29 protein-coding genes are annotated in these 26,691 nt (G+C 33.7%); 16 read left to right on the forward strand and 13 right to left on the reverse strand.

From position 1 onward, the window contains the following. Positions 1-776: 776 nt before the first annotated feature. Both ACE1TI_RS18710 and ACE1TI_RS18715 read right to left on the reverse strand, forming a co-directional pair. Complete coding sequence (locus ACE1TI_RS18710) at positions 777-1,364, reverse strand: hypothetical protein (RefSeq protein ID WP_375009057.1); 588 nt, start codon at positions 1,362-1,364, stop codon at positions 777-779. Then, entirely contained in the window at positions 1,339-2,121 is a 783-nt protein-coding gene (locus ACE1TI_RS18715) for a ParA family protein (protein ID WP_375009058.1), read from the reverse strand. The genes ACE1TI_RS18710 and ACE1TI_RS18715 overlap by 26 nt, the downstream gene beginning before the upstream one ends. Before the next feature lie 894 nt (positions 2,122-3,015). Here ACE1TI_RS18715 and ACE1TI_RS18720 point away from each other — a divergent pair. The 6 genes from ACE1TI_RS18720 (at position 3,016) to ACE1TI_RS18745 (ending at position 6,974) form a co-directional block, all read left to right on the forward strand. Further along, complete coding sequence (locus ACE1TI_RS18720) at positions 3,016-3,756, forward strand: hypothetical protein (RefSeq protein WP_375009059.1); 741 nt, start codon at positions 3,016-3,018, stop codon at positions 3,754-3,756. 13 nt (positions 3,757-3,769) lie between these two features. Then, the gene (locus ACE1TI_RS18725; RefSeq protein WP_375009060.1) at positions 3,770-3,916 is read left to right on the forward strand and encodes a single-stranded DNA-binding protein; all 147 of its coding nucleotides are present in this window, start codon (positions 3,770-3,772) and stop codon (positions 3,914-3,916) included. Between the two features lie 67 nt (positions 3,917-3,983). Continuing rightward, positions 3,984-4,253 carry a hypothetical protein gene (locus ACE1TI_RS18730; RefSeq protein ID WP_375009061.1) on the forward strand — a complete coding sequence of 90 codons (270 nt, stop codon included), beginning with the start codon at positions 3,984-3,986 and terminating at the stop codon, positions 4,251-4,253. 1,068 nt (positions 4,254-5,321) lie between these two features. Next, positions 5,322-5,573: a hypothetical protein gene (locus ACE1TI_RS18735; RefSeq protein ID WP_375009062.1), complete on the forward strand. Its 252-nt coding sequence runs from the start codon at positions 5,322-5,324 to the stop codon at positions 5,571-5,573. Positions 5,574-5,923: 350 nt separating this feature from the next. After that, entirely contained in the window at positions 5,924-6,238 is a 315-nt protein-coding gene (locus tag ACE1TI_RS18740; RefSeq protein ID WP_375009063.1) for a hypothetical protein, read from the forward strand. Further along, positions 6,201-6,974: an ArdC family protein gene (locus ACE1TI_RS18745; protein ID WP_375009064.1), complete on the forward strand. Its 774-nt coding sequence runs from the start codon at positions 6,201-6,203 to the stop codon at positions 6,972-6,974. The genes ACE1TI_RS18740 and ACE1TI_RS18745 overlap by 38 nt, the downstream gene beginning before the upstream one ends. A 491-nt stretch (positions 6,975-7,465) precedes the next feature. Here the strand turns inward: ACE1TI_RS18745 and ACE1TI_RS18750 are convergent, their stop codons facing one another. After that, positions 7,466-8,056: a recombinase family protein gene (locus ACE1TI_RS18750; protein WP_375009065.1), complete on the reverse strand. Its 591-nt coding sequence runs from the start codon at positions 8,054-8,056 to the stop codon at positions 7,466-7,468. Between the two features lie 366 nt (positions 8,057-8,422). Between ACE1TI_RS18750 and ACE1TI_RS18755 the strand changes: the two genes are divergently transcribed. Both ACE1TI_RS18755 and ytvI read left to right on the forward strand, forming a co-directional pair. Continuing rightward, positions 8,423-8,917, forward strand: a complete 495-nt coding sequence (locus ACE1TI_RS18755; protein ID WP_375009066.1) for a phosphatase PAP2 family protein — start codon at positions 8,423-8,425, stop codon at positions 8,915-8,917. 762 nt (positions 8,918-9,679) lie between these two features. After that, positions 9,680-10,744: a sporulation integral membrane protein YtvI gene (ytvI, locus tag ACE1TI_RS18760; RefSeq protein WP_375009067.1), complete on the forward strand. Its 1,065-nt coding sequence runs from the start codon at positions 9,680-9,682 to the stop codon at positions 10,742-10,744. A gap of 158 nt (positions 10,745-10,902) precedes the next feature. Here the strand turns inward: ytvI and ACE1TI_RS18765 are convergent, their stop codons facing one another. After that, positions 10,903-12,396, reverse strand: a complete 1,494-nt coding sequence (locus ACE1TI_RS18765; RefSeq protein ID WP_375009068.1) for a potassium/proton antiporter — start codon at positions 12,394-12,396, stop codon at positions 10,903-10,905. 13 nt (positions 12,397-12,409) lie between these two features. Then, complete coding sequence (locus tag ACE1TI_RS18770) at positions 12,410-12,952, reverse strand: tyrosine-type recombinase/integrase (protein WP_375009069.1); 543 nt, start codon at positions 12,950-12,952, stop codon at positions 12,410-12,412. Between the two features lie 197 nt (positions 12,953-13,149). On the opposite strand from ACE1TI_RS18770, the gene ACE1TI_RS18775 reads away from it, so the two are divergent. Next, entirely contained in the window at positions 13,150-14,082 is a 933-nt protein-coding gene (locus ACE1TI_RS18775; protein WP_375009070.1) for an arsenic resistance protein, read from the forward strand. Between the two features lie 628 nt (positions 14,083-14,710). On the opposite strand, the gene ACE1TI_RS18780 is transcribed toward ACE1TI_RS18775, so the two are convergent. Next, a complete protein-coding gene (locus tag ACE1TI_RS18780; protein WP_375009071.1) occupies positions 14,711-15,028 on the reverse strand; it encodes a hypothetical protein in 318 nt (105 codons plus the stop codon). Between the two features lie 163 nt (positions 15,029-15,191). On the opposite strand from ACE1TI_RS18780, the gene yunB reads away from it, so the two are divergent. The 7 genes from yunB (at position 15,192) to ACE1TI_RS18815 (ending at position 23,337) form a co-directional block, all read left to right on the forward strand. Beyond that, entirely contained in the window at positions 15,192-15,944 is a 753-nt protein-coding gene (gene yunB / locus ACE1TI_RS18785) for a sporulation protein YunB (protein ID WP_375009072.1), read from the forward strand. A 305-nt stretch (positions 15,945-16,249) separates the two neighbouring features. Next, positions 16,250-16,612 carry a hypothetical protein gene (locus ACE1TI_RS18790; RefSeq protein ID WP_375009073.1) on the forward strand — a complete coding sequence of 121 codons (363 nt, stop codon included), beginning with the start codon at positions 16,250-16,252 and terminating at the stop codon, positions 16,610-16,612. A 490-nt stretch (positions 16,613-17,102) separates the two neighbouring features. Continuing rightward, positions 17,103-17,261: a hypothetical protein gene (locus ACE1TI_RS18795; RefSeq protein ID WP_375009074.1), complete on the forward strand. Its 159-nt coding sequence runs from the start codon at positions 17,103-17,105 to the stop codon at positions 17,259-17,261. 1,795 nt (positions 17,262-19,056) lie between these two features. After that, positions 19,057-20,208 carry a replication initiation protein gene (locus tag ACE1TI_RS18800; protein ID WP_375009075.1) on the forward strand — a complete coding sequence of 384 codons (1,152 nt, stop codon included), beginning with the start codon at positions 19,057-19,059 and terminating at the stop codon, positions 20,206-20,208. A 220-nt stretch (positions 20,209-20,428) separates the two neighbouring features. Then, positions 20,429-21,406: an alpha/beta hydrolase family protein gene (locus ACE1TI_RS18805; protein ID WP_375009076.1), complete on the forward strand. Its 978-nt coding sequence runs from the start codon at positions 20,429-20,431 to the stop codon at positions 21,404-21,406. A 4-nt stretch (positions 21,407-21,410) separates the two neighbouring features. Then, positions 21,411-22,787, forward strand: a complete 1,377-nt coding sequence (locus tag ACE1TI_RS18810) for a sensor histidine kinase (protein ID WP_375009077.1) — start codon at positions 21,411-21,413, stop codon at positions 22,785-22,787. Beyond that, positions 22,759-23,337, forward strand: a complete 579-nt coding sequence (locus tag ACE1TI_RS18815) for a response regulator (protein WP_375009078.1) — start codon at positions 22,759-22,761, stop codon at positions 23,335-23,337. Before ACE1TI_RS18810 ends, ACE1TI_RS18815 begins: the two co-directional genes overlap by 29 nt. A gap of 137 nt (positions 23,338-23,474) precedes the next feature. Here ACE1TI_RS18815 and ACE1TI_RS18820 read toward each other — a convergent pair whose 3' ends face one another. The 7 genes from ACE1TI_RS18820 to ACE1TI_RS18850 all read right to left on the reverse strand — a co-directional run bounded on the left by ACE1TI_RS18820 (position 23,475) and on the right by ACE1TI_RS18850 (position 26,470). Continuing rightward, positions 23,475-23,861 carry a helix-turn-helix domain-containing protein gene (locus ACE1TI_RS18820; protein ID WP_375009079.1) on the reverse strand — a complete coding sequence of 129 codons (387 nt, stop codon included), beginning with the start codon at positions 23,859-23,861 and terminating at the stop codon, positions 23,475-23,477. A 309-nt stretch (positions 23,862-24,170) separates the two neighbouring features. Further along, positions 24,171-24,662, reverse strand: a complete 492-nt coding sequence (locus ACE1TI_RS18825) for a hypothetical protein (protein WP_375009080.1) — start codon at positions 24,660-24,662, stop codon at positions 24,171-24,173. Positions 24,663-24,707: 45 nt separating this feature from the next. Beyond that, positions 24,708-24,866, reverse strand: coding sequence for a hypothetical protein (locus ACE1TI_RS18830; protein WP_375009081.1), 159 nt, complete (start codon positions 24,864-24,866; stop codon positions 24,708-24,710). 20 nt (positions 24,867-24,886) lie between these two features. Continuing rightward, positions 24,887-25,048, reverse strand: coding sequence for a hypothetical protein (locus ACE1TI_RS18835; protein WP_375009082.1), 162 nt, complete (start codon positions 25,046-25,048; stop codon positions 24,887-24,889). Between the two features lie 7 nt (positions 25,049-25,055). Next, the gene (locus ACE1TI_RS18840; RefSeq protein ID WP_375009083.1) at positions 25,056-25,922 is read right to left on the reverse strand and encodes a hypothetical protein; all 867 of its coding nucleotides are present in this window, start codon (positions 25,920-25,922) and stop codon (positions 25,056-25,058) included. After that, entirely contained in the window at positions 25,879-26,082 is a 204-nt protein-coding gene (locus ACE1TI_RS18845; RefSeq protein ID WP_375009084.1) for a hypothetical protein, read from the reverse strand. Before ACE1TI_RS18845 ends, ACE1TI_RS18840 begins: the two co-directional genes overlap by 44 nt. Before the next feature lie 238 nt (positions 26,083-26,320). Continuing rightward, positions 26,321-26,470: a hypothetical protein gene (locus tag ACE1TI_RS18850; RefSeq protein WP_375009085.1), complete on the reverse strand. Its 150-nt coding sequence runs from the start codon at positions 26,468-26,470 to the stop codon at positions 26,321-26,323. Positions 26,471-26,691: the final 221 nt, after the last annotated feature.

Genomic DNA, 26,691 nt, shown 5'->3' on the forward strand with positions numbered 1-26,691 from the left:
ACCACTTAGAATAAACAATTTATGATGAAAATGATCGCTTGTAATACAATCCATCATTTTTCTCCTGGTGACAGCTTCGCTGGAATTATCCAGAGATTAACTCCTTACGACAAATAATCCTGAAAATAATACGCCATTTATCACTAAAGTTCACAATAATATCCAAATCCACTTTTTAATTTAAAACAATCCTCATATTGTTCTTGAACTTATTATTGCTTCATTCTATAACTTTTGGTCTGTTGGCATAACAAGTGCCGCCATAATATAAATTAATCAAGTTATACCGCCAATAAAAAATCCAGATAATACAGTTTGAATACGGAGTACACTGACATCAATACACCTGATAAGTGTTTTTTTCACGACTTATATATTTTTTTCAAATCTTCCCCCTCCAACTTCAATTAACTTCAACTAAAAAGCTAGCCCCTTCTTTTCTTCTTCTAAGCTTATTCACTTAACATTCTTGGCTATTTTGTTAGAAGGAAAGTGGTTCATTGAACATTTGGTGAATTGATGTAGGAAATGGGAGGTAAGTTTAATTAATTGAAAATTAATGAAGTTACAATTCTTAATATTGACTATTATCTTAATTGTTTTCATTTAACTGTTCATAAAAACTGTTAAGTTTATCTATTATGTTTAAGTTTTACTGATGTTCTATTTTGTTAAATATTAGGTGAATTTACAGTTACAAATGGTATATGTATATATTGAATATTTATATGGTTTGGCAATAAAAAACCTGAGTAAAAAAACTCAGGATATTTTTATTATTCGTTTTTTTTCACTTCATCTAAAAAGTTTTCCAATGCATAATTAATTGCTTTTGTTTTGAACCCTTTTGGCTGTTTTTTAGCCATCTTATTAAACTCTCTTAAGAGATCTTTACGTATTAAAAACGTGTCTCGTTGATGCGTGTCTTCTACTCTCTTTTTCTTTTTTTCTTGTTCGATCATCCCCCAAAAACCTGAGTCAGCGGAGTTATATTCAGATTCTATGTTCCTGTCCCCTAAATTGTTTTCTTGTTCAGTTTCAAGTTTATTTTTAACTGAAACTTCATTTTTATCCATAAAACTATTTTTTTTACTAGAAGCGCTTATGTTTTCTGATTCATTATTAAGCTTACTTAAATTGTTTTCTTTTGACTGTTCAGAAAAACTGTTATGTTTATCTATTACGTTTTCTTGTTCAGGTTCTGTTTTATCTTTTTCTGTTATAGTTGATATATCAAATTCATTGTTATCTTTCACGTTTTCTCCAAAGAAGGCATGAGCAGGGCTTGGACGCTTATTGCCAGATTGGAAAGCATCTTTAATTTTTTCTTTACCTTTTTCAGACGTTTGTTTTCGCGCCGACATTTTCTTTCAACTCCTTTATAAATGAAGAGTGGTATTTAAACGCTGACTTTGCCTCAGGATTATTCCAAAGTCCATAAATAGGGAGCCTCCCAGTTTTTGCACGACGGTGAATAATGGTTTTAAACACATGGTCTGGGTAACTATCTCCTATTAATTCAATCATTGCCTTCGAATCGCTGCGTTTTGCATCAGCTAGGGTACGTAGGATACCCGCAATCTCTAGTTCGCTATTAATATTTTCTTTCGCTGCAGCGATAGTGTCCCAAAAACGAGGAACAGCTGAATAACAAAACTTGCTGGTCTCAAACAAAATCACTACATGTGTAGAAGCCCCCAGTGCATTAATTGTTTGCTCTGATAGAGCAGGGGGAGTATCAATAATGATGAAATCATAGAAGTCTCTTATAGGGTCTAATGCCTTTCTTAGTGCAAGAGAAGGGTTTCCGTTATACTCTCTAAATAGAAATTGAGCAATTGTTGCTAGGTAGTCATCTGCAGGAAGTAGATGGAGGTTCTCATCAACCACTTTAATGTATGGTCTTGCATCCCCGTCTTTAATAGCTTCTAAAACAGTTTCATTTTCAAAAACTGCTAGGTCGTCATATCCTGATAAAAACTGTGTGAAATTCCCTTGCGAGTCCATGTCTACGCCTAATACTTTATAATTTTCTCTTGCTAACAAAAATGCGGTGATACCAGAAGTCATGGTCTTTCCGACTCCACCCTTTTGGATACCAAATGTAACCACCTTTGCCATAGGCTTCACCTCCATCATAAATGTACCACATAAATTATTTACTGAACATATAAACGTAACAGAAAATTATTATGATTTTCTGTTACAAGAATTGATTAAAGTTTAATATGAAGTTTTAATAAAATGTACTAATTAAACGTAAAATATTAACATTTACTTAAACAAAAAGTGTTACATGAAACTTAATAGAAAAATGTAATAGTTTTTATTTTTTCAAATCATATGTTTTACTTCTATTTACAATTAAGTTCACTCTTTTGTAAAATGACGTACGATAGTTTGTGTAAATAATTTGAGATAAAAAAAGAGGTAGGGTACCCTCAGCATAAATGACCAAATCTATATGCCGTAAGAGCTCGACATTCGTAGGATTAAAATCGTTGATTAAGTCCTTCAGGACTCATAAAAATTCCCGTTGAAGATTCTAAACAACTACATAGCTAGCTTTCTTCCATTTCAGCCAAACCTATACCTCCTTCAAGGGTCTTATTTTACCACTCAATAAGCATCTAAAAATCCCAACCTATTGTATAAATTATTATTTTCCATGTACATAGATAACAGTCCACTAGAAACATGCCTAATCTCACCATATCCCACCATTTCCGTTCCTTCCTCTAATTTCACTTCCTTTTTAACTGTGCCTTTTCTTTTCGGTCTATCTGTCGGGTAAACGTAAATATTCAATAAATACTTATAAATAAAAAGCACAGTTAAAAACTGTAAAAGAAAAGAAGCGGAAATGCAAGGGAAAAGGGGAGGAAATGTATGTTGCTATTGGACTGTATGGTATAATCATTAATAGAAGAATAAAAAATGAATGCAAAGATATGGTTGATGCTTGAGAAAGGTATCGTTTTTAACAAATGGAAGAAGTAGAAAGGGAGGATGCTAATGGCAACAGATCCAGGGTTATCCCAAAAACGAATTACACAATTGATTATGAGCAAAACAGCTTATTTTACTCACCGAAGCAGCACCGAGATGTTACAAACTGTCCTCACTATATTAAAACGCCGACAGCCCAATGAACGATACATCATGACCACCCTAACTCAGATGCTCCGAGCGAAATACTTGTATCAAACCTTTCGAGAATGGAACACGCCGTATTACTCCTTGACTGATGAAGGAAGATCCCTGTATAAGAAAGAAAAGAAAAAGATTCCTTCTCGTCTTCGAGCGGTCCAAAAGGTCGCCCAAACCATACTGTATGACATTACCAAAGATGGTGAAAAACCTTCTTCTCTTCAAGTGCTTCCTTCGGGGGATCGTACGTTTTTTAGCACCATTGTTTCTGCTCAAGACATCTTTCGTTATTATGTGCTACGTGAAGCCATGAAGGAGCCGAACCTTGTCATGGCAACCATACAGAAAAGTATTGAAGAACAATTTGGCTGGAAACCTTCAAAGTCATATATTCACCAGCTCGCTTTAAAAATGGAAGAAGATGAGACCTGCGGGCCTTTACTGAAAGGGAAGTGGACAGATTCTCGTATTCGTCATAAACGCTATTGGCATATAACCAAAGCAGGGCATGACTTTTTCCCTCGGCTTGAACAGGATACGGCAGAACAGGTTCGCCAAACGTATTATTATCTTCAGGACATTCTTTCTTTTATAGAAAAAGGGTAGAGGAGACAAAGCAATGGATCTAAACCGAGCGGTGGTACATGGCAGACTGACGACGAACCCTTCCTTACACTACACGGATAGGGGGATTGCTGTTACTCGCTTCCCTATTGCTTGTGAACGTAAATTTCTTGGACGTGATGGGGAAAAGCAAGTAGATTGAATGTGCCATTACTGGTAGACTTCAATCCCGCGTTCGTTCGGGCTATAACATCAATACCTATGAAGTTATGGCTCAAGACGTTGTATTTGGCCAAAACCAGAGGGGGCTTTCAAAAGACCTCAATCTTTTGGTTATCGGTACGTTAGACATTATGGGAGCAAAAAGGGACGGAATTGGTACAGCACCTTTAAAAAAACAGAATGGGATACCAACAAACTTGAAGTATGCGATCCGTACTGCTTCCCAGGATGCGTTAAGAGACGCCTGTGATTTATTTGGAATGGGATGGAAGAACTTAAAGCATGCAAAAAAATCGTATCAATCTTTACTTCTGTGAAAATTGTGTGCCAGCTCATTTGAGGAAATAAGAAAAGATTTATAATATAGCTTTCGAGAATACGGAAGCGTCATTGAAGAATTAAAAAAATGGGGGCAACAACTAAATTAAAAGAAAATCCTCTATATCAAAGACAATTTTTTATTAAAAAAGGAAAAGTATGCTAGAATGATAGATAAACAATAGCAAAAATGCAAGATGGGCGGTTGAGCCTCCTCATTGTCATTAAGGCAATGGAGAAAGGGGGTGAAGCCGAAGTGATTACAACAGATGTGGCAAACGTGATACTAGGTTTTGGAACACTGCTTCTGACGTTGATTATGGTTGTGATCATGATTATAAACCTAAAAAAGTAAACCCATCCTTGCGTTTTGGCAGAACCAGGATGGATTTACTCCGTCTTTAGCCAACCGTTCTTCATGCGGTTGCTATTGTTTTGGCCAGTGCGTGGCAGCGCGCTGGCTTTTTTATATTGGCTTATTCTTATTCATATCATACAACATTAAGAAGTATTCGTAAATATTCAGGTAAATTAAGAATAAATTGTTTTTCTTATAAATATCTTTCCACTTTTCAGTCCTTTTAAAACACTGTATTCTTGAATAAGATGTATTTTTGTCGCGTAATTCAGATATTTCATGATGTAAAGTATAAGGTAAATAATTATAAGAAGAGTGCAGAGTATTTTATAAGTTCGGACTCATACCTTATTTGCAACAGATGTAAAAGGTAATAAGAAAATCTAAAGAGTTATAGGCCACAGAAAAACTGAAAACTAAAACAGATCCGGGGAAAGAAAAAGTAATAGGTAAACGTAACAGTTTTTCTGAATAGTTAAAAGAAAACCATTCATGTAATCAAAATAATGAAGGGATACCGCCAGCAAAACGCGGATTTACAACGTTAAGAAATTGTATTAATCACAAAAGAATATGAAGTATAACAAAATGGTTGTTGTTGTCTTGTTTTTTTGGTGAAAAGATATCATGTTCCCTCCCCCCCAGGCGTATGATGTAGTGAAGCAGAGTTGCAGTGATGTAGTTTCAAACTTTTTGGGGGGCGGTTATTTTGGCAGCAGGGAGAGGTCTTGGAGGGAAGAGATGCATTCGAAAGTCGGTCAGTTTAACGAACGACCAAGATAAAAAATCCAAACTTTTGGCGATCAGCTGTGATATGTCTCAAGCAGAGCTGTTATCATTAATGATTAAAATATCTTTAGATAGTCCTAATCTTATTAATGTGCTGCAGGACAGGTATAACAAAAACGAAAAGTTCAAAGTGTTTCCTGGACATGTCAATGGGAAAGTGGAATTTTTTTAACCTAACGATCGTTTCGCATCATTAGCAAATTTACGGTCCAATCGCCAACACATTGTACAAGTATTAAAACGTTTCTTTGCTTTATTTTGATGCTTAGTTTTTATAGGTTCTTTACAAACTCGACATTTCATTTGTGGTTTCTCCTTTTGTTTTTTTATGATCAGCATAGACAAAACGAAGAGATTACAAACGTTGAGAATGAAAAACAAATACGTAAAAAGTAGATTCAAAGAAGAAAAGGCAAAATGGACAGCAGGCATACGCCTGCTTTTTTATTAATTTTTTCCCTTTTGCATTCCGAATCGTATCACTCGCAAGCTCACTAAGAAAAAAGCAGGGTCGGGTCCCGTTTGCCCAACCTGCTTTTTTCTAAGTTCACGAGCCAACTGGTCAAGGGGCAAAAAACTTTTTTCTTACAGACGCTGCGCAACAGAAAAAACTTTCTTGCGGAAACCCTTGACCAGTTGGCTATGCTCCTGATTCGTTCTCCATGCCAAAAGGGAAAAAATAATCCCCCTTTGGGGAAGTCATTCCTCTTCGGAATGAAAAAGGGAAAACCATTCAAAGGAGCGATTCAAGTGAGCCAAAAAATCTATGAAATGATTACAAACCAAATCATAAAAAAACTTGAAGAAGGAACTGTCCCTTGGAAAAAAACCATTTAAAAGCGGTGTTGCAGTCAATTGGGTTACTCAAAAACCATATAGAGGTATTAATACAATGCTCCTGGACGGCGGTGAATTTGCTACTTTCAATCAAATCAAAATAGCAGGAGGCAAAGTAAAGAAAGGAGCAAAAAGCCACGTCGTTGTATTTTGGAAATTGATTAATGTGAAGGATGAAGAAACAGAGGAAGAAAAGAAAGTACCGTTACTTCGCTATTATCGGGTGTTTGAAGTTGGTTCACAAGTGGAAGGATTGGAGCTAAAAAGAGAAATGGAAACCTTCCATCATGACCCAATAGAGAAAGCAGAGAAGATCAAACAAAACTATATGAACGCCCCTTCTTATAGCTCTATAATTGGTAGTGCATGGTATAAATCCTTTGAAGATCAAGTCAATATACCACCCCTGAAAGAGTTTGAGAATATTCACGAATACTATTCAACGTTTTTTCATGAACTTATTCACAGCACCGGACATAAAAGCCGTTTAAACAGAGAAGGCATTACAGCTCATAACGCCTTCGGAAGTGAGCTTTACAGCAAAGAAGAATTAGTAGCCGAGCTTGGCGCCTCTATGTTGTGCGGTGTTTGTGGCATCAATAACGAAACAATAGATAATTCAGCAAGCTATATCCAATCTTGGTTAAGGAAGTTAAAAAATGATCATACATTGATTGTTCATGCTTCCCAACAAGCACAAAAAGCAAGTGACTACATTCAATTTGATAATTATTAAAAAGCTTGTCGAATTTATCTATTGCTGCAAATATATAGATGTTATAATAGTTTCACAATAGATCAGCTTCATATGAGGGGTGGCGTACCGATTCACCTTCTTTGGATGTCTCCAAGAAGGGAGGTGACGCCTATGGATATAGAGAACGTGTTAACGCTGATGATATCATTCGGCATGTTAATTGCGTTTATCATGTCCGATAAAAACCATAAAAAATAACCCCTCATATGCTTTAGCCAGGCTCTGAGGGATTATTTCCTTCAATTGCCGCCCCTCTTGATGGGGTTCGGTCTATTGGGACCGTAGATGCTGGAACATCTGCGGTCTTTCTTATTTTATGTTATTTTACCTTCTATATACATTATACCACGTATTTGATATCTGTACACCATTCTCTAAATAACGCTAAATGGGGTAGTAGCTGCCACCAGGGGCAAAGTAGATATTCCATTTGTATTTAAGGATTCAAAACCTGGGCTTGTTTTTATACTTTATATGGCTTTCTGTTCTTTCAACTTTGCTATTTTACGATACAGAGAACTTTTCCCTACTTGTGTGATTTCTTCAATTTCTTTTATGGTATATTCTCCAGACTTATAAAGCTCTATAGCATGATTCATACCCGCATGCTTGTCATGATACTTCTTAACTCTTCCGGTATAACGCCCTTTTTCTTTTGCAATTTCTATGCCTTCCCTCTGTCTTACTTTTAATAAATCCCTTTCCAACTGGTTAACACCGGCCATGACTGTTAAAAGAAACTCACTATAAGGGTTATCACTGGAAGTATCTAACCAAGTATCCTTTAAACTTTTTAAAGCAGCATCCTTTTCTTTTATCTCCTCCACTAATTGAAATAAATCCTGCGTGCTTCTTGTGATTCTGGTTAAGTCACTGACGAGCACTTCATCTCCCGGTCGTAAAACAGAAAGCATTTCTTGCAATATTGACCTATCCGTTGTAGCCCCACTTATTTTTTCTTCAAATATATGTTCTTTTTTACAGCCTGCTTCCTGCAGGTGCTTAATCTGTCTGTCTATGTTTTGCTCTTTTGTTGAAACTCTTGCATACCCATAAATCATTTTATAATTCCCCCATATCCATCGTTTCTTCCTATATCCTACCATTAATTATGGGAAGTATCTATTGGGAATTGATAAATACTACTACATCAACAATACAAACCTTTCCCAATAGAGTGAATCCTATTGGGAAAACGGCGCAGTTTCATTAAAGAATAAACCTTTGTTATAATGTATAGAAGCCAATTAAACTTTTGTAAGAATGAGGGATAGGTCAATGAAAAACAAAAATTTACTTTTAACATCAATTTTTTTTTAATATTTATTTGTATTACATTAATATCTATTTATAAAAAAAGATTTATTTTTGATGAAATGGTCATTTTGTGGACTAATAGTGTAACTACAACGTGGATGATTCCACTTATGGAGTTTATAACCAAAATAGGAGATACAGAAATTATCCTGTTACTAACTTTATGTATTACTTTGATATTTATTTATAAAAGGGATTGGTTTAACAGTATCTTTTTTTTAACACTTTCACTTGGAGGATTTATTTTAAACTTTTCACTTAAATTATTATTCGGAAGAGAAAGACAAGGTGAGTTGAGCTTCATTGAGGTTTTTAGTTATTCATTTGAAATTCCCTCATATAGTTTTCCTAGTGGTCACACTATGAGAACAGTTATACTATTTGGATTTCTATTATATTTAAGTAGTCAACTTATCAAAAGAATGCCTCTACGATATTGTATTTATTTTATTTGTTTATTGATTATTATTGGTGTTTCTTTGAGTAGAATTTTTCTTGAAGCTCACTATTTTTCTGATGTTATTTCTGCTATAAGTATTGCACTTTCATGGTTTTATTTATTGTTATTTATAAAAAATATTTTTCAAGAAAAACTGTTTTTGTAATTTAAATATCATAATCCTTATCAATTAAAGGCGGATTAACCCCTTTGTTTGGACAACGTAAATTAACTAGAGTTGCTTGACATGGAGCCTCTGTTAAGCATGAAGTAACGGCAAAGAGGCAAATTTTGAGAAAGAACTAGTACGATTTGCCGTGGGTCAGCAGCCTATCATGCTTAACTTCTCCATGTAAAGCAATATTTCGTGTCCAATGTGTTAGGGGGCTAATAAGAAGGGTACTTTATAGAAAGCTGTATCTACCACTAAATCAAAGATTTAAAAGGGGGATACAGCACTATTCATAAATATACCTCAAAATCTTTAATTTGGATAATTTAAAGCTTAAACCCTTCTAAACTTTCATTGATTTCATATTGCGTAATTCCTATATAACACTTTGTAATGCTTAGAGCTGAATGATTAAGAATATGTCGTGGTCTTGTACCTTTTGAGACGGAAACAAATAATCATCGTTCTTTTTTGGGAAGTATATTGTCTTCTTGAAGCTTAGAAAGCATGATTGTTCTGGGCTTTTTCGTTATTACTTCTCGTATAACCAAGAAGTTTTTGTCCTTTATAACTGTCACTTTTAATTAGATGATGCCAAATGTAAAAAAGAAAAACATCCCTTTTGGCTAACTGCCATTCGAAGAGATTCCCACTTGAATAATGACTTCTTTTTTTAACTAACAGAATACATTTTGTGCTATCGTTTTAATAAAAAGGATTCAGTTATCAGGCAAGTTCATCGAAAGGAGCTTAGACGTGTCATTTGTTTTCAACAAACAAAATATACTACGTTTTATCACTTTAGTACTTATTATCGTAGGTTTATATGTTGTTCTCCCCGTTTCGGGGCCAATTATATTATCACTGTTAACAGCTTTATTTTTATCCCCAGCTGTTCAAATAATAATGAATAAAACCGGCATAAAAAGAACCTTATCCGTTATTCTAGTGTTTACTCTGTTCTTATGTTTCTTGGGATTGTCTGCTTACGTATTCATTACGCAAGTAGTAATACAAATGGTCTCTTTCATTGAAAATCTACCGGATTATGTGAGTAATATTAGCCGATTTTGGTTAGATATACAATTCCGGATAGAAACAGCGTACCGAAATCTTAATTTACCTACGCCTATCATTCAGGAAATTAATAATCAGATGACAGAGATGTTGAACAACGTGCGCAATCAGTTATCAAGTGGAGACTTATTAAATAATATTACTGAATTTATTGCTTCTATTCCGGGTTATCTTGTTACTTTTATTGTTTACTTAATAGCTTTGTTTTTATTTATGCTTGAATTGCCACGTTTGAAAAAAAACATGTATTCTTTCATGAAAGAAAGTACAGCAGAAAAATTCAAATTTATGACGGCGCGGTTGTCTACTGTCATACTTGGTTTTTTTAAAGCACAATTATTATTAAGTATTATTATTTTTGTTGTTTCATTGATTGGACTTTACATTATAGCGCCAGAAGTGGCTTTGTTCATGTCCCTGATTATTTGGTTAATTGATTTTATTCCCATCATCGGATCAATTATTGTTCTTGCACCCTGGGCACTATATTGTTTAATCACGGGGGATACGCTTTTAGGCACACAACTGTTTATTTTGGCTGGATTATTATTAGTCATCCGAAGAACAGTCGAACCAAAAGTAATGGGCCATCATATTGGCCTCTCGCCCTTAGCAACTCTTATATCTTTATATATTGGTCTCACTTTACTTGGGGTGATTGGTTTTATTTTTGGTCCCTTAGCCGTTATTGCCTTTTCTTCGGCGAGAGAAGCTGGCATTATAAAAATGAATTTTAAAATATAGGGAAAAATAATCATATCCACTTTATATTGACAGAATGATTAGATGACCAAATGAAAAACTATTCCTGGTTTAGTTGAGCTCATTAAAAACGGGGCAAACCAGAATAATCTGATTGCCCCTTAATAAGAATTTTCGATAGGACAACCTTCATTTTAATCTCATAATACTTGCTGCTGTTTTTCTTTCTTTTTGTCTAATAACTGCTTCAATGCTTCTTTTTCTTTTTGGGACACTAGAATATATAAAAAGTCTCCAGCTTGAATTTCAGTTTCTCCATAAGGGGTGATTAATCGATCATCTCTTACGATCGCACTGATTGTTGCTTTCCTTGGAAAAGGAATTTCATGTAATTTCTTGCCAACGATGGCAGTTTCATGGTTGGTTTTGAATTGAACCATCTCAGCATTGGCTTTTCCAATGGAAATTAACTCTATCGAATGATGAGGAGTATCTTTTTTAGGCCCCACTAGGTTCAACTTTTTTGCTACATAGGATATGGTCGAACCTTGAACTAAAGCGGACGTTAACACGACGAAAAACACGACATTAAAAATCAATTGACTGTTTTCTAATTCTGCCACCACTGGAAATGTTGCTAAAACGATTGGAACAGCTCCGCGTAATCCTGCCCAAGACACGAATATTTTTTCTTTAAATGTAAATTTCATTCCTAACGTGGATAGAAATACAGCTAATGGCCGTGCAACAAACATTAATATCATAGACATTAATAATCCATAAAGAACAATTTTCATTGTAAATAGTTGCTCTGGGAAAGCTAATAAGCCAAGAATAATGAACATAAGAATTTGCGCCATCCAGGCAAATCCTTCATTAAATTGAAAAATGGAATATCTATAAGTTAACTCGGAGTTGCCGATCACTAATGCCGCGACATATACAGCTAAAAATCCACTACCGCCTACAAAGGCTGTGACACTATAGGTTAATAAAGCAAATGCTACAGAAAAAATCGGATAAAGACCACTCGATTCAAGATTAATTCGGTTAATGGAATAAGAAGCAGCTTTTCCTATTACAAAGCCAAGTCCTAAACCAATTCCCATCTGCCAAAAAAATTTTGGAATAAGCATTAAAAGACTCATGTCACCCGCAAGGATTAACTCAATAAATCCAAGGGTTAAAAATACAGCCATGGGATCGTTGGTTCCCGATTCAGCCTCCAAAGTAGCTCCCATTTTTGCCTTGATGTTTCGTTCTTTTAAAGCGGCAAATACGGCTGCAGCATCTGTAGAGCCTACGATGGCGCCGAATAGGAAAGCTTCAAACCAGGTTATATCAAAGAGTAACATGGCTGATAAACCTACAATAGCAGAGGTTAGAAATACTCCTAGTGTGGCTAAGGAAAGGGAAGGAGCTGCAACTGACTTAACCGTTGTCCATTTTGTCTGAAGCCCCCCTTCAAACAATATGACAACTAAAGCCAAAATACCAATAAGTTGGGCTGCTTCAGCATTATCGAAGTAAACTAAGCCTAAACCATCACTGCCAATAATCATACCGACAAGGATAAAAAAAACAAGTGCCGGAAGCCCAAAACGGTCTGAGAACTTTGCTACGATCACCCCACTAATTAACAGCAAAGCCCCCAAAAGAACAAAGGCGTCATTTCCGAATGCTTCCAAAAACATATTTAGCCTCCCGTTATAAATTCACGTCTATTTTGTGTCGTTCTGCTTTTTCTATTCCAATGTATTTCAAGGTCTCAGAAGGAGTAGATTGATGAAATCTTTGTTGAATAAAAGAAATGGCGATCCCTTTCACATAAGCATGATACCCAAATGTTTTTCGAAGGGTATGCGTTCCCACTTTTTCTTTAATTCCCGCTTTTTTAGTAGCGTTATTAATAATACGGTAGGCTTGCTGTCTCGTAATGGGATTTTCGCCTCGAGAAGATTGAAATAAGTAATTATGTTGTAAACATGTATTGGTTTGAAAGTGATGTTGAAGGGCACGTCTTATTTGCTCATTTAAATAAACAGATTGGTTATCCACGGCTATAAACATGCGGAAGTTCCCCTGATTGTCCACAACATCTTCAACTTTTAAATGAAGTAACTGTCCTATACGTAATCCCGTGTTAATCCCCATGACAAACAATACATAATCTCTGGTGGATTTCTTTTTCATTATTTTTTTCATTAAATAAATCTTCTGTACGTCTTTTATAGTAGATACATATTCCACCCGTGACCACCCCAATACGTAACTTAATATCATTATACCATAGACGTATGTAACCTAATACTAATATGCTTTTCTGGATAGCTATTTAAATCAATTGCATGACATAAGGAAGATATAAAAAAAGCCCCCTTATTATCAAAGGGACTGTTCTCTAGTATAATTTTATTAACGAGACGGTTAATGAAAAGGTGAAACTTATGACTTCTATAGATAAGCGGCAATTCATAATTACTTCAGCCATATTAGTTCTTGGTATCCTATTATCTTTCATACCTTTCTTTCCAATGGTCTATGAAATGTTAATTACGGTCACTTTCTTGATTTTACTGTATTTATGTTTTGTAAATCTTCCTATCTCTAATATGAGACATAATTTTCATTATTCTCCTCCATTTAAAACGGCGGTAATTATTAATTTTGTACTGGTCCCTCTTCTTGCAGGAGGAGTAGGTTATATTTTTCTTCCAAACTATCCGGAATTATGGTTAGCATTTATTATTTTAATGGTCATTCCTTCAATGGATGGAAACGTACCATTCACCAAGTACGTGTCTGGAAATGTCGACTTTTCATTGGCATTGATACCTATTCATTTAACTTTGCAATTGATATTGGTTCCTTTATATTTAATTTTATTAACAGGGAAACATATAACTTTTGACGATAATTTATTAGTGTTATGGATATTATGCATTATAAGTGTTCCTTTAGCTGCAGCTTTAATAACAAAAAGAATAGCTTATAACCTTGGGGAAGATCATAAATTAAGAATTGAAATGAGCAATAGAGTACCTTTTCTAATAAAATTATTCTTTAATCTAGGCATTCTATTCTTTTTTCTTAATCATGGACATTTAGTTGCAAGCTACACAGTAGATCTAATTTTGTTTCTGTTTTGTATTTTTATATTTATTATTATGATGTATATGATTACAAAAATGATATGCCTTTTTCTTCGATGTGATTATAAAGATAAAGCAAGTCTTGTTGTTTCCGTAATAACAAGAGATTCACCTATTGCATTGTTTATAGCCATCTCATCCTTCCCGCCTTTAGTTGGAATGGCTGTTGCTATAGGTTATATATCCCAATTTCCTCTATTAAGATTATTATTAAATCGTATGCATTAAGGAGAATTATATTTTATATGCCAAAATGTTCTTTTATTAGTTGGGCGGGGAGTATTTTTGGAATACAATTATATCTTTTATTTATATATTTTGGTGGTTTTTGGGGTATCGCTGGATTTTTTCTATTGCTTTTGTTAGTGGTCATCATTTTATCCTTTAAAAAGAATTAACGCATTGATTTCCAAAGCATTTCATCCAGATTTATAATTTCTATAAAAAGAAACCGATTTCAGCTAAGGAGACGGTTTCTGTTTTTTCTAAGGTATATTTATTGATTTGGTATTTCGAACGTAGAATTTCCACAATACTTCTAGATTGCCCCCAGTTTATGGAAAATTTGAATATGAAAAACTCCCCTTAAGGAAAAACGATTTTTATTTTTAATCTGTCTACCTTAAGGGGAGCAAATCACGTACGTTCTGGTTGGAGGGACGGGGATTACTCATCTCCTCCTATTCAGTTCTTAAACTTTATTACGGGTTTTTATCACGGGAAGAAAGGCTTACCAAATCCAAAGTGGGCAATGCAAATAGCCACAATAAATAAAACGACACCAATTACCAACCCTCTTAATGCTTCTTTCACTTCATTATTCATAACATTTTCCTCCTTTTTTCAATTTCCTTTATTATTTATAAATTGAGAAAAAGGAGGTTTGATATTTGATTGGCATTAAAACTTCAGATTTTTTTAAGGATAAGATATAGGGGACAGATGTAAACAACAGGTAGTTCGCGTTTTCATTAATATCAGAAATAAAAAAACGATTAATCTCTTTAATAGATTCAGAGTCGCCCCCGTTATTAACAAGAGACCCCTTCTCGTTTAGCTCTACATTCCCTGTCTTAAAGATATGATTTGCATTATTTTGAGAAGTTTGCTCATCAACAAAAGGAGTAAAGGTAATAACGATAAACAATAGTATATTAATTTTATAAGTTTGCAAGATTTATCACCTGATCGAAGGAGGTATTCCACACACATTCATTATAGCATGGCTTACTTCTCTCTAAAAATATGGGAACCGTGGTAGTTAGTATAATTACTTAATAAAAGAAATATATTTTTATATAGGTTTAAATATTCAATCAGGGGGGAGGATACATCCATTGAAGAAAAGAAAATTCCGTACTCCCGGTAAGTATCCTTTGTCTTTCGGAAAGGTAGTAATCATTTCTCTATGTATTTTCATCCTATTAACGATTCAAGGTATTTGGCTGGTGAATAAACAAATTACTCCAACCTTATTAGAAATCGCAAACCTTGAAACGCAAAAAATTGCCACCTCAGCCATCAACTATGCTGTAACCTCCACTTTAAAGGATGTAGACATGAATAAATTAATCGAAATAGAAAAAGGGGATAATGGTGAGATAGCATCTATTGGTTTTAACAGTCATGTTTACAATCAAGTCACCACCAATGCTGTTTCTGAAGCCCAACATTACCTGATGAAAATGGAACAAGGGTCAGTGCCAGAACCAGCTGCCCCATTTATTGCCCACCATTCAAAGGAAGAAGATAGCACCTTATATAGTATCCCATTAGGAAGAGCTACCGATAATGCTATATTAGCTCAGTTAGGACCTTTAATTCCAATTGAACTTACTGCGATTGGTGACGTGGATGTTGAATTAAACGAAGAAATACAAGAAAAAGGGATTAACAATACATGGGTCAGAGTCTCTCTTGATTTAGATGTGGATGTAGAAATCATTATCCCTTTTGCCACCGATACTAGCGTAGTGAAAACAACAATCCCAGTAGGTATGCTTTTTGTCCCAGGGGAAGTACCTGATTTTTATAGTAAAAATGGCGGGAAAGAAACCCCAACACCTGCAGTTATTCAAAAGGAAGAATAAGAAGTTATTAATTCTAAACCATAATACTTATCAGAACCGAAAAGCTTTTTTAATTGGCTAAAAGGCGTAAAGGTAATTGATTACTTTGATTGTAAGATGAGGTTTAAAGAATAGACAAAAAACGCCTTTAAATTAGGCGTTTTTACTGCGGAATAAAAAATCCTGATAATACTTTTAGAGCGATTATGAAGCCTTAAATACGAAAAGAATTCACAGAACTGTTCATTTAATGAATTTCTAAAAGTTAATTTTTTTGGATAAAATAACCATAAAGGTAACGGTTAGAACTGCAGGAAGGAAAGATTATGATATACAATATTTTGATTGGAATGGTCATTCCCTGGATATGTCTTATATTTTTATTTAAAAAAACTGCAAAGGTTATGCTTATTACTTTCCCCTTAGGAATTTCAATTGCATTTTTAGCAAATGATTGGGGGGAAGATATCTTTTGGGGAATAACGCCTTATATTGAAAAAAACCCTTCATTAGCAACCCTCCCAATAAATATAGGCTATTTTCCACTTCTTGCGTGCTTATTGGCTTATGTTCAAACAAAAAAGGTTAGTAATGATAATATTCTAATTGTATTATTTTCTTTCTCTGCAACCTTCATTGCAGTCAGTGGCGGATTCACCGTACGGAGGGAGTCTAGAAGTATTAGCTAGAACAGCCCAAATTTTTATTTCTGTGAAACCCAGAATATTTGATGCTGTTTACTAGAGAACAATTAACGTAGGACTTCCAGCGTGTTATTTAAAATAAAATACATAAATGATAATTGTTATCATTTATGTTATGATAAAGATGTTCCTGTTCCTCTCTTCCACACCTAAAACCCTTGCAATACTGCAACATAGGAAAGTCCATCTAGATATCCAATATCTATGATGGGCTTTTTTGTGCTTACCTTCCTATAAGTTGGAAAGTACGTAATGTAGAGTTTTGAAATATAAGCAAGGGCTTATCAAGGTAAGCTCTTGCTTATGACAAACCATCAACATAAGGGAGGACTTATAATCATTCTAGCCCTCTTTTATTTGCTTGTAAACAAAAAAGTTTCCCTTGGGAAAATTCTATCTGTTACTGTAAGCTGCCGTAATGTAAAATCATATGGTAAAATAAAAGTGGGAAATAGGGATTAAAGGGGATGGCAATATGTATGCACAAAAACGAACAAATCGTAGGAAGATGGGTGAAAGAGCATTAGTTGATAAATATTTAACGCGAGAAGAACGCCGCGCAGCGGAATATTATAGGTTACGCGAAAATAATCCAAAATATCAACCAATAAAATCAGAGCAACAAAAAATATGAGGCGGCGAAGAAACCTGGTAAAGTTAAAACTTATAATATATATGAAAAATAAGGTACACTGTAGATCTGTATGTTCCTTAACCTAGAGCTTAACTTTAGTTCAAGATTTATTATAATTTTTTTATATTAATTAGAAAACGAGCTTAACGCCCGTTTTCTAAACCTTTTACCTTGATATATCTTTCCACTTCTTTATGATTAAATAATGGAGTCTTTCCTTTATTCACAAATTGAATAGGTGTGGGAAAGCCCGTATCTCTTCTATAATAATTCCATATAGTATATCTAGAAATATTGTATTGCTCAGCTATATCTACAATACTAAATAGATGAAAGTGATTATTTTATAACTTATAATAATCACCTTCAAAGTCTATTTCCTTGATTTATAGTCATGCTAGAAATGCTTACGAGGATATCGGTTTAGAACCTTACTTTACTTTTAACTAAATTAAAAGAAACAGTTACTCACACATGAAATTGTAACCGTTAAGATAGAAATTAAAAAGTATCGTTATACGGTATGAAGCCAGTAATACACTGCTTCATGCCGTTTTTTTGTTTTTATATTATACGTTCTTGGATAAAATAAACAGATTGTTTCGTGTATTTCTTCAAATGATAAATCAAAGCAGCAGTTCGGTCTGAGTAATAAACGGAGGTATAATCAAAGTAACATCCAATTTTACCCATTAACGTGGTGAAATGAGGCTTATTTTTTTAAAAGTTTCTTAACGTTGTAAATCCGCGTTTTGCTGGCGATACCCCATGAATCAGAAAACGTACATGTTTTGGGTATAGACAATAGTATTATAATGAAGATAAGGTTTTAATTTATCTATACATGTTGAAGACAACAAGACCGATGGCAAAGTTCATCACCATGAATGTGGTGCTTTAAATGGACTATTTCCGATCCGTGAATTATGCTTTTTTCTTTGTTATCTGTAATAACGGATTGTCGAAAAGGTAGTTTATTTTTAGGCTATCGAACCTTTTTTAAGTATAGTTTCTTATTTTAATATCGGACTAAATACAGTTAAATAACGAAATTTTTCTATTTTTTATTAAAGTATTAAAAACAATTAAAAAATTAAATCTATCAACTTAAATGGTGTTTTACTGTTTTACTAACTGTTTATACTTGTTTTAAATGTTTTAGTGTTTTCAGTATAACTCTAACTACTAGTTTAATAGGAATTCCAAGATTAAATTATTACAAATTTGGTGCTAACAATTACAAATTCGGTTTTAACTGTTACAAATTTGGTTTTAGTTATTACAAATTCGGTTTAAAATTATTACAAGTTTGGTTTTAAAAATTACACTTTTGGTTTAACGGTTACAGATTTGGTGCTAACGATTACAATTTTGGTTTCCGCCTTTGGATTTGGTAAGGGATAGAGGATGAACTATTACAAATTTGGTTTCCGCCTTTGGATTTGGTAAGGGATAGAGGATGAACTATTACAAATTTGGTTTCCGCCTTTGGATTTGGTAAGGGATAGAGGATGAACTATTACAAATTTGGTTTTCGCCTTTGGATTTGGTAAGGGATAGAGGATGAACTATTACAATTTTGGTTTCCGCCTTTGGATTTGGTAAGGGATAGAGGATGAACTATTACAAATTTGGTTTCCGCCTTTGGGTTCGGTAAGGGTAGGGGATGAACTATTACAAATTTGAATTTATATTTTTATTCGGCTTTAGAGTAATATTTAAATCAACTATTACATAGAAAATTATTGTAATTTTTCCTTTTATTATTGATAATGGAAGTGTGGAGGGGATGATATTGTCGAATCTTGAGCATAGAGAGTTAAAGTCTATTGTTACAAAAAGTAACGAGTTGATTCAAGCTTCTTATAGACTTGGTTTAACCGAGCAGCGCATTATTTTATATTTAGTTAGTAAAATTCAGCCAACAGACGAAGAGTTTAAAACATACACTCTATCAATAAAAAGCCTTCACGACATATTAGGATTGAAAGGAAATCCCAAATATAGCGAACTTAAAGAAATTACGAGAGACCTTATGAAAAAAGTATTTCAAGTACATATGAATGGAAGTTTGTATCAAATGAGTTGGTTATCTTCTGTTGTTTACAATGATGATAAAGGCACAGTAAGTCTACGTTTTGATCCAGTGTTAAAACCGTTCCTATTAGAATTAAAGAAAAATTTCACTAGTTATAAGTATGAAAACATAGTAAAGCTTCGTTCCTCTTATTCTATTCGAATTTACGAATTATTAAAGCAGTATGAGCGTCTTAAAGAAAGATATTTTACTGTTGAAGATTTTAGAAGTATTTTAGGTTTGGAAAACCAATATAAAACTTATGGAAACCTAAAAAACCGGGTGATAAAACCTGCAAAAAAAGAATTAGAAAATTTCTCAGACCTAAGATTTGATTTAGAGGAAGTTAAGGCAGGAAGAAAAGTAACAGGAATAAAATTTCTAATCGAAAAAAATGATATGGGTACAAATCCTTCTCCTCAAAATTTAGAAACTAGTTTATTCATAAATAAGGTTGAAACGTTTGCACAAAAATATAAATTTAAAATTAGTGAAGAAGAGATATATTATTGGTTGATTTACAAAGAGAAAGTACTTGAATTAATGGAACAAATCGACAATAAAAAAGACGTAAAAAGCCCATTACACTACATAAATAAAGTAATAGGTTATACAAAAGATAAAAAGTCAAATACGCCAGCGGATAAAGCTATACCACCGCATTCGCAGTTGATTTCAGATTTTGTTAATAGGTATAAAGGAGAGATGGGATCTGTACCTAAATGGTCCATCGAAGAGGAATTCAAGAAATTTATGAAAGACGCGGGAGTTCCTGATGAGGATCTTGACCTCATACTAGAAAAACAAAGAAATGAAATTATAGAACTTACACAAAATACAATAGCTCGTAATAGAAGAAAGAGGGCTTAAAAAACTACAGTTAGCAGAAAATACCCATATAGCCCATAAAAAGTTTTAAAACAATAAAAACCACATTATGTTTGATAAAGTTGTAGTTTTCTTAAAAAACTAATTATTAATAGAACAGGAAAATGATTCTTGTTTTTCCATGTGATAAACTTAATATAGTGTAACGCACTAAAAAAGTTACACACTCATAGTATCTACACTTATGAGTAGTTGGGATGTTATGATGACGTTTTTTTCTAAAATGATCGACTATTATGCCTTGAATAAATTACATAAAGACCGGAGCCTAGAATTTCAATTTTCTACTTCTCAATCAATTCCTGATATTACCGAGAGGGAATTTTTTTATAAAACTCACCCTATTGAGTTTTCTTTAAATCTTCATGTATCAAAAAAAGGGTATAGCATTGGAACATTCGAAGCCCAAAGTTTAATTTCTTCTGAAGACGAGTGTAATGATTATATAACTGGAGAGGCTTTTATAAACAGAAATGAAGAGACTCCAAATGTCGTTTTTGTACATGGATGGCGGGCAGATTCATTTGATCGTATAAAGAAGATATTCCATAAACCAATTTTCAACAATTTTGGTTGGAATATGTTTTATTTCACTCTTCCATATCATTTTGAACGAGAGCCAACTCAATCACTCTATAGTGGAGAGTATATGATCTCGGCCAATATTGACAGGACAATTCAAGCTGTTAGACAAGCCATAGTAGATTTAAGGTGTTTAATTCATTGGATAAAAAAGAACAAAAAAGGCCCTATCGTTATAGTAGGAATGAGTTTAGGTGGTTTTATTACAAACTTATTAGCTACCCTTGAATCAGAAATTGATGTATTGGTATCCATCTTCTATGCAAACCGACTTTCCTATTCGATCTGGAATACGTTACCGGGTAAGTATATTAAAGAAGATTTTGAACACCATGGGGTTACTTACAATGATCTAATTAAATACTGGCATATAACTGACCCAAGCCAATCTATGCCAAAAATGAGGAAAGAAAATATCCTATTAATATCTGCTAAGCATGATCAATACGTTCATCTAGAAGATACTGACCATTTATGGCAGAGTTGGAATAAACCGACTAGATATATCTATGATTGTGGGCATGCTGGTTTTGTTTTAATGAAGAAAAGAATATCGAAGGACACCCTCTCTTTTATTCACAACAAAATAAAGAGGTAAGTCGATGATTATACTAGTAATACTACTTTGGTTGATGGGCTCTATTCTTTTTCTTACAAACCCTAAAAACGAAAAAGTTCGCTGGGCGAGCCTCATTGGATTTTTTGGAGGATTTGGTGGGTTAGGAACTATACTTAGTTTAGACGATACTGGTTGGCTTTTATTTTTGGACAATTTATTTACATCTATTGGCCATTATTGGACGCCTTATGCAGTATTGATTTTTGGCATAATGTTTTCAGGTATCCTTCGTACCAATAAGCAAAAGAGGGCATTTAAGTTTGTATTTCTGCTTCCGGTCATCTTAATGTACTTGACTTACCCAGTGTACCCTGAATTTGAAACAAATCATTTTACTCTGTCGCTTTGGGTTGTACCTTATGTAATGGTTGCAAATATGCTTTTAATATACGCTGGATGGCAAGAAACAAGACCAACAATCAAAAAACAAAAAATAATAACTTGTTTGGTAGTAGTTCCTCCTCTTTCTTTTGCATTAGTATCAAATATTATTTTAGAGGCAGTGGGAGTATCTAACGTATGGAGGTATAATCCTTGGATCATAGCATTACAATTTTTATTATTTACATACTTTGTTATTAAATATGGTTTTCTTGGTGTACAAGTTCGGTTTGAGAAACAAAGACGCGATTCCACTCTGAAAGCCGTAACCTCTGGAACATCTTTATTAAATCACACCATAAAAAATGAAATTGCTAAAATCGATATACTGGTCTATCGGTTAAAAGAGCAAGTCCCCCCTGACAATAAAACAAGTAAAAGTATCGACTTGATGTTAAATTCAACCAATCATTTAATAGAGTTATCCCAACGTATTCAGAGCAAATTAGATATTATAGAGTTAAAAGAAACTGATTTTTGGCTAAGTGACACCGTTGATGCAGCAGTTCGTTTGATACAACCAAGCCTGCATTCAAATTTTAAGGTTATTAAGCAATTCGATTTAGATGTAAAATTATATGCAGACCCTGTTCATCTTCAAGAATCCTTCCTAAATATAATGAAAAATGCGTTAGATGCTATGGAGGACAAGGGAAAACTTGTAATAAAAGTATATAAATCTCGCAAAAAAATGTTCATTGACTTTACGGATAATGGAAAAGGTATTGAAAAAGGTCAAGTAGTAAAAGTATTAGACCCGTTCTATTCAACAAAAGGGAAGGCTGGAAATTATGGGCTTGGTTTAACGTATTGTTTTAATGTTATGCAAATGCACGGTGGTGAAATATTAGTGCAAAGCAAAAAAGACAAAGGTACTACCATTACATTATCGCTTCCATCAAAACGAATGATTCAGACTCAAACCGATACTTCGTGGGAGAGGATTACATATGCACAAAATCAGGGTTATGATAGTTGAGGATGATCCAATTTGGATGGAATTGTTATCTGAGTATGTTGATAAGGAAAGTGATATTACAGTTGCTCTTCAAGCATACACAAAGGAAGAAGCCTTACAAGCTAATCTATCTCACCTTGATGTCATACTAATGGATTTACAATTAAATGAAGACAATAAGGGCTTAAGTGGGATCGAGATTTCAAGACAATTATACAACAAAGGATTTGACAAAATAATCATGTTAACTTCTTGGGATGAGGAAGAAATTATTCTGGATGCATTTGACCGGGGGGCTATGAATTACGTTACGAAATCATCTTACAAGGATATCCCAGATACTATTAGAGATGCATATGAAGGGAAAGTGAGCCTTCATGCGGATGTTTCATCAACAGTACTTAAAAACCTAAGAAAAGAAAGGAAAATAAGTGTATTAACACCCGCAGAACGCCAAGTATATGATCTGAAAGAAAGAGGGTTAACCAAAAAAGAAATTGCAAAACAACTTTTCAAGTCCATGCAGACCATAAAAAATCAGTTAAAAACGATAAAGGGGAAGTTGGATTAAAATGTCCAACTTTCTTTTTTTGAAATTAATAATTATACCATATGTGTAACAGTTTGGGGAGGGCTAATATTTTAGACCTCCTCTACCATTATTGGTTCTTTTACCATATAGATAACGGCGATATTCATTAACGAATATTAGTCATAGATCATGGAGTAAATCAGTCTAGTCAAAGTCTCTCTTTCTTGGGAAGATAGTTTGTTTACTTTGATGAGCATATTGGTTAGCAATTCTATTTCTTTATCCGATAGGCGGTTAACTAAACTTATTAGCTGTTTCTTTCTAGGATTATCATTTTCCTTCATTTGTTCTTTTAAAATGTCTGGGGGTAAGACATCGCTAAGTGTAACACCAAGAGAATCACATATATTTATTAACGTTTCAATTTGAATAGCCCTGCTCCCGCGTTCGATCTCACTAATTGTACTCTGAGAGGTTTCAGATCGTTCACCTAGATCAGCAGTAGTAAGATTAATGGCTTTTCTGTACTCTTTAACTTTCGAACCGATATATTTTTTAATCATTAAGTTCCTCATCCTTATTTGTATTTAAATTCATCTTATCAAAAATTTATTAATTATAAACAAATTACCTAAAACCCGTTTACGAATTATTTGTATTCGAATATAATGGAGGTAAGGAGGTGTAAAGAAGATATATAAGGGGTCCTGCCGACAAAACGCGGATATTATACGCTAAGCAAAATTTCAACCTAAAAAAGTCGAATTCCTCAATTAAGGAACCGACTTTTTAATTTGGCTTGTTAAGCTAAAGCCCCTTTACTTTAAGTATATATCTTCACAATCCCAATAATATTTGATATTCCTATATTATTAAGTATCAAGTCGTTGCAGGATAGTAAAAATGTTCATTTTGTTTTGATGACCAATTAAGTTACCATACTTTAAATCTTTATTTGCTCTTGCCTCAAATTCAGTAATCCAATCTCTTTTCCCGTTGCGATTAGATACCGTTTCATACATATCAAAATTGGGCGAGATAGGAATTGGTGCATTTTGTTTTAAATAGTTAGTAGCTTTTTCATAATCAAATGTCAAACCAAGATGTTCTTTTAAGGAAATTTCTCCTGCATCATATAAAGTTTTCGCTATTTCTTTAATTTCTTCAAAAGTAGCTTTTCGAACATCATACTTACTCGAAAGTTCTTCCCAAGTATTTGAAGAATTCGTTTGTTGAATTTTCGCTTCTTGTATATTTTCTGTTGCTTGGCTAATAGAAAATGTATTTGTTGCATAAGAATCAGTTTTTATGTATGTATTCTTTGTATATGAAATTAACTGATATGGACTGACTGAATTTATCACCATACACACCTCCACACAAGTAGAATATATATTATTGCTTAACCATTACACTTTTGTATTAATTCGGTTAATTAAAGTTTCATCATTATCCACTAACCCTAACTCGAATGCTTTGTCCATAATTTTCTCAACCTTTAATGTAAAGCTTGGGTTTTTACCATAATTCATCTGAACTTGAAGTGCATCTTCATAGAACTTAGACATATCCCGAACGTTCTTTTCATTCACAACTTTTCTTTTTCTAATAGCTCCTTAAATTGACTAAACCCCATATCCGTTGATTTACCACCAAATTCAGTCCCATATTTCATATGTTTTTGAAAGTCGGCAAATAAAGTCAAACGTGTATAAGCTGCAAACTGAGCATTATCTGGTGTTATCTTCATATTTATTTCATCCCTCCTGTACCTTTCTTACAAGCCCATCTTCATCAAATTTCAGCTTACTCCCATTGACATAAAACGGCTGATTGGTATCAATTCCCATCATTTCTAATCCTAATTTGACTTCTTCATGATTTTCTATGGCTACCCAAGGTGATTGCTCATTTGCGAATCGTATAAAATTGTCTAACGATTCAGCAATCGTATGTAAAAGATGGTACTCATCATCACCGCCAATTCCCTTAACTGCATCGGTATGATGTTTCTGCATTTGTTTAACTATTGCTAAATCTTCTTTTGATAGTTTTGACAAGTCAGGAATTTCATTAGAATCACTTACATTTAGCATTTTTCTCACTGTTTTATTAAATGTGTCAACATATGCCGATCCAAGAGGTGTTTTATCCGTGGAGATTGTAACCGAATCCCTTTCTACTGTTACGTAAACTTCAGGACTCGTATAAGGCGATAATTTAATTTTCGTTCCAGGTGCTAATGTCAATGAATTTTCTTGTTGAGATAAAGTGTTTTTTAACTCATTAAGTGATAACAATGGTGCGTCTAAATTCTGTCCTTTACCATTTATAAAATCCTCTGCATTCGTGTAGGCATAGTTTATTTGATTCAAAGAATGAATATCCAAATTACTTTTTTCTAAGTAATTATAAAATTTTTGGGTTTTTATTTTAGTATTTCCTTCATCTTTTACTTCTTTTATTTCTTTTGGTTGATGATTCATTTGTTGTTGTTTAAAGGTATAAATAGAATTTCCACCTATAACTCTCATTTTTTCTCCCTCCATTAATAAACTTGAGAAAATGTAATCAGTATTTTCAACCAGACGCATCATATTTGTGCAATAATCTTCCTTTTTCATCAACCATACCTAATCCATAGGCTTTTTCAAAAATATCATATACTTGATTCCAGTTTCCACTACTTGAATAGTTCTGGTTAATAGTAACATGAGTTTTAGCTGCTTTGGCTACATCTCTAGCATTATCTTTATTCACCATTTCAGCTTTCCCAAGAGCCACCTTAAATTCACCATAGGTTTCGGATTTATAGTCAGCCCAATTACTTATGCTACCTGTTTTTTGATACGTTTCTTGAATGTGTTAAACCTTATTCAAAAAGTTATACGTTAATTTAGTTGGTCTATTCAATGAATCTCTCATTCCGATATTCATGTTCTTCACCTCACGTCTAAATGTTTAATCACAAACTAGCTACTTGATGGAATGTTAATTTTAATGTCTTAAAAGTAAACCTCTATTAATTAATAATTTCTACTTGCTCGTGTTTATGAACATAATCATTAGGAAGAGGGAGTCTACCATTTTCATCCATCCGATACTCTTTTCCTTGAATAATAAATTTCGTATTTTCGTCATGCCCAAATTTTCTCCAGTCCTTTTTTTTCATTCCTTTGCTCTCAAGATCGACCTCATGAATAACACCAAAAGGATCAATCCTATATCTTTTCGGGTTACCATTTATAGTGAAAGGCTCTTCCGTATGTAATTGTCAACTGAAAATTCCCCCACATAGTCATTTAAAACTCCCCCACCTAAAATTTCCATTTAAGGGAATATTTATTTAAGATGAGGGGATACTGATGAGATTCCCGTTCTTCTTACACAGAC

It is taken from the genome of Alteribacillus sp. JSM 102045, assembly GCF_041949975.1.
Taxonomy (GTDB): Bacteria; Bacillota; Bacilli; order Bacillales; family Marinococcaceae; genus Alteribacillus.

Coding starts and splice junctions, on each gene's coding strand:
- ACE1TI_RS18710 (WP_375009057.1), bottom strand. CDS start 1,364: ATGTCGGCGCGAAAACAAACGTCTGAAAAAGGTAAAGAAAAAATTAAA.
- ACE1TI_RS18715 (WP_375009058.1), bottom strand. CDS start 2,121: ATGGCAAAGGTGGTTACATTTGGTATCCAAAAGGGTGGAGTCGGAAAG.
- ACE1TI_RS18720 (WP_375009059.1), top strand. CDS start 3,016: ATGGCAACAGATCCAGGGTTATCCCAAAAACGAATTACACAATTGATT.
- ACE1TI_RS18725 (WP_375009060.1), top strand. CDS start 3,770: ATGGATCTAAACCGAGCGGTGGTACATGGCAGACTGACGACGAACCCT.
- ACE1TI_RS18730 (WP_375009061.1), top strand. CDS start 3,984: ATGGCTCAAGACGTTGTATTTGGCCAAAACCAGAGGGGGCTTTCAAAA.
- ACE1TI_RS18750 (WP_375009065.1), bottom strand. CDS start 8,056: ATGATTTATGGGTATGCAAGAGTTTCAACAAAAGAGCAAAACATAGAC.
- ACE1TI_RS18755 (WP_375009066.1), top strand. CDS start 8,423: ATGGAGTTTATAACCAAAATAGGAGATACAGAAATTATCCTGTTACTA.
- ACE1TI_RS18765 (WP_375009068.1), bottom strand. CDS start 12,396: ATGTTTTTGGAAGCATTCGGAAATGACGCCTTTGTTCTTTTGGGGGCT.
- ACE1TI_RS18775 (WP_375009070.1), top strand. CDS start 13,150: ATGACTTCTATAGATAAGCGGCAATTCATAATTACTTCAGCCATATTA.
- ACE1TI_RS18790 (WP_375009073.1), top strand. CDS start 16,250: ATGATATACAATATTTTGATTGGAATGGTCATTCCCTGGATATGTCTT.
- ACE1TI_RS18795 (WP_375009074.1), top strand. CDS start 17,103: ATGTATGCACAAAAACGAACAAATCGTAGGAAGATGGGTGAAAGAGCA.
- ACE1TI_RS18805 (WP_375009076.1), top strand. CDS start 20,429: ATGATGACGTTTTTTTCTAAAATGATCGACTATTATGCCTTGAATAAA.
- ACE1TI_RS18810 (WP_375009077.1), top strand. CDS start 21,411: ATGATTATACTAGTAATACTACTTTGGTTGATGGGCTCTATTCTTTTT.
- ACE1TI_RS18815 (WP_375009078.1), top strand. CDS start 22,759: ATGCACAAAATCAGGGTTATGATAGTTGAGGATGATCCAATTTGGATG.
- ACE1TI_RS18820 (WP_375009079.1), bottom strand. CDS start 23,861: ATGATTAAAAAATATATCGGTTCGAAAGTTAAAGAGTACAGAAAAGCC.
- ACE1TI_RS18830 (WP_375009081.1), bottom strand. CDS start 24,866: ATGTCTAAGTTCTATGAAGATGCACTTCAAGTTCAGATGAATTATGGT.
- ACE1TI_RS18835 (WP_375009082.1), bottom strand. CDS start 25,048: ATGAAGATAACACCAGATAATGCTCAGTTTGCAGCTTATACACGTTTG.
- ACE1TI_RS18840 (WP_375009083.1), bottom strand. CDS start 25,922: ATGAAAAAGGAAGATTATTGCACAAATATGATGCGTCTGGTTGAAAAT.
- ACE1TI_RS18850 (WP_375009085.1), bottom strand. CDS start 26,470: ATGAAAAAAAAGGACTGGAGAAAATTTGGGCATGACGAAAATACGAAA.